Raw genomic sequence first — 2,580 nt, forward strand, 5'->3', positions numbered from 1 at the left:
GTGACGTCCAGGGCGGTGGTCGGTTCGTCGGCGATCAGCAGCCGCGGTTCGCAGGCCAGGGCCATCGCGATCAGGCCCCGAGAACGGCGCGCTCGAGCTGGCAGAGGCAGACATGATGAGGATCTCTGCTCCCAGTCGCCTATGGCGACGGCGAGAGAGCGAGCCGCGGCCCACCGTTCGCGGCGCGCGGCCGGCGGGTGACCACCGGCCAAAAGTGTCACCGTGCTGACCACTGAGGTTTTCTCAACGAAGGTCATTACCAGGCGTTGTTGAGGACGAGGGCGGCTTTGACGATGGCGCCGATCCGACCGGGGCTGAGCGTGACGCGCTTCAGGGTGCGCCAGCGTTCCTTCAGCTCGGCCGCAGCTCGTTCGCCCAGCGCCCGAACTCCTCGCAGGAGTGCGTTGTAGGTGCGGGTGTCGGAGTGAAGTTGCAGGTGGGAGCGGCCAGGGGGCTTCTTGAACGGGTGGTGGATGCCGATCCCGGCGCCTTGATAGCCGGCGTCGGCGAGGGTGGGCAGGCCGTCGGCGGCCGCCTTGTACAGGGCTGACAGGCAGTGCATTCGGGCGGCGGTGATGTCGGGCACCGAGCCGGGCTCGGCTTCGGACACCCATAACGGGGTGCCGTTCGGGGCGGACAGGAACTGCACGTTCGCCCCGAATGCCTTGTGTTTCGCCGAATACCAGGTGTCCACCTCCTTGCCCGCGGCGCTCATGTGGGTACCGGCGACGCGGTCGGACTCGATCAGCGTGCCGTCCAGGACCAGGTGGTTCATGCCCCGCTTTCGGCACTCTGCAAGGACCCGGTGCAGATCCGGGGCCTGCTCGGCCAGGACGTCTATGCCTTCGTGCAGGTACTACAGCCGTGAGTCGCGGTTGCGGTCTCTGCGGTCGCGGGTGTCGTGATGGCTTTGGCGGGCGCGGGTCTGGTGGGTGCGGCGCCAGAGGGACTGGGTGATGACGAGGGCGGCGGGGAGTGGTGGCGGGGGCCAGACGAGGCGGTTGAGGAGACGGCGGATCTCTTCGGCGCTGTAGCGGATCAGCTTGCCCATGAGCCGGTCACCGCCCCCTTTTCAGGTATCTCGGGTTCCTCGTCCTGACCGGCAGGGGCCGGGGGCGGTAGTTCCCCGCTGGTGTCGGTGCGGGTGGCGGTGACGGTCAGGAAGGCGAGGGCCGCCATCGCGAGGGTGATGTGGCGGTGCCAGGCGTCCCAGGTGCGGACTTCGTAGTGGTCGAGTCCGCAGTCGGACTTCGCGGTCTCGAAGCAGTCCTCGACCGCCCAGCGCAGACCCATCACCCGGATGATCTCGGCGACCGGGGTGCCGGTGCGGGCGTGGACGGCGAAGTAGGCGGTCTGGGACGGATCGCTGATGGAGCGGCGGACCAGCAGCAGGTGGACGAAGCCGCGGCGGGGGCCGTCGTTCTCGGTGCCGCCGGGCCAGGTGACCTCGGCCAGGGCCCAGTCGTAGCGGCGCCCGCCCTTGGTCCCGGTGCCGCACGAGCGGCGCTCGAAGCGCAGCGGGACACGCTTGGCCAGGGCATCGGCCCGCAGCGGTCCGGTCCCGTGTGTCACCACGGTCTCGTCCGCCGGTACCGCCATCACATACGGGATGCGGCGGCGCTCCAGTGCCGCGCGGAGCTTGCGGTCCTGGCCGTAGAGGCTGTCGGCGGCCACCCAGCCGAAGGGCACCCCCGCCCGCCGGCAGCGCTCCACCATCCGCCGGCCCAGTTCCGGCTTGGTCACCACCTCCCTGGCCCGGGGCCGGGGGATCTTCGCGTCCCGGCACCGTTCGGCGTCCTTGGTCCAGACGGCCGGAACGTACGCCTCCCGGTCGATCAACGCACGTCCGGTGTCGGTGGCGTACGCGCAGAACACCATGACCTGGCAGTTCTCAACCTGTCCGGTGATTCCGGCGTACTGCCGGGCCACCCCGGCCGACTTGGTGCCCTTCTTCAAAAACGCCGTCTCGTCCAGCACCAGCACTCCGTCCGGCCGCCCCAGATGAGCAGCGACGAACGAGCGCACGCAGTCCCGGAGCTGGTCGGCAAGCCACGTCGAGCGGGACAGGAACCACTGCACCCGGTCCGGACTCGCGTGCCCGACATGCTCCGCGATCTGCCAGCCGTTCTTCCGCTCGATGGGCGCGATGAGCGCCTTCAGATACGCCACCGCCGTCCGCCGCCGGTCCACCCGGCCGAACACCCGGGCCATCGAGGCGAAGAACTCCTCGAACCAGCCCGACCACACCTGCACCGCACGCTCCGTCTCCATGAACAGACCAACGCGTCACACGCTCAACAGACACTCACGGCTGTAGTACAAGCAAGCAACCCGCCCGGCTTCACGGACGCCTGGCAGTACAGCACCCCCCGCCAGTCCGTCGGGTATCTGCACGCAGCCGGTGTACCATTGCTGGCCGGTAGCGATGCACCGGTGCCGAAGACCACCCTGGGGGCCACTCTGCTGCGGGACCTGCAGCTTCTCGTGGATGCGGGCATGACCCCGCTCGAAGCATTGCGGGCGGCCACATCGAAGCCGGCCCACTACTGGCAGCTTCCTGGCCGCGGGACCATCGCAACG

3 protein-coding genes and 1 pseudogene are annotated in these 2,580 nt (G+C 69.2%); all 4 read right to left on the minus strand.

Annotation, left to right across the window (positions count from 1 at the left end):
• Positions 1-257, minus strand: a pseudogene (locus tag ACFT7S_RS38605) (hypothetical protein); the annotation flags it as partial.
• On the minus strand, positions 257-775 hold the full coding sequence (locus ACFT7S_RS38610; RefSeq protein ID WP_382741227.1) for a transposase family protein: 519 nt from the start codon (positions 773-775) through the stop codon (positions 257-259). The pseudogene ACFT7S_RS38605 and the gene ACFT7S_RS38610, both read right to left, overlap by 1 nt.
• Positions 776-856: 81 nt before the next feature.
• Complete coding sequence (locus ACFT7S_RS38615; protein ID WP_376381342.1) at positions 857-1,051, minus strand: hypothetical protein; 195 nt, start codon at positions 1,049-1,051, stop codon at positions 857-859.
• Positions 1,039-2,271: an IS701 family transposase gene (locus ACFT7S_RS38620; RefSeq protein ID WP_381426283.1), complete on the minus strand. Its 1,233-nt coding sequence runs from the start codon at positions 2,269-2,271 to the stop codon at positions 1,039-1,041. The genes ACFT7S_RS38615 and ACFT7S_RS38620 overlap by 13 nt, the downstream gene beginning before the upstream one ends.
• Positions 2,272-2,580 lie beyond the last annotated feature (309 nt).

It is taken from the genome of Streptomyces sp. NPDC057136, assembly GCF_042670885.1.
GTDB lineage: Bacteria > Actinomycetota > Actinomycetes > Streptomycetales > Streptomycetaceae > Streptomyces.

Bases quoted from the DNA above. Each gene is read 5' to 3' on its own strand.
- ACFT7S_RS38610 (WP_382741227.1), bottom strand. From the start codon at position 775: ATGAACCACCTGGTCCTGGACGGCACGCTGATCGAGTCCGACCGCGTC.
- ACFT7S_RS38615 (WP_376381342.1), bottom strand. From the start codon at position 1,051: ATGGGCAAGCTGATCCGCTACAGCGCCGAAGAGATCCGCCGTCTCCTC.
- ACFT7S_RS38620 (WP_381426283.1), bottom strand. From the start codon at position 2,271: ATGGAGACGGAGCGTGCGGTGCAGGTGTGGTCGGGCTGGTTCGAGGAG.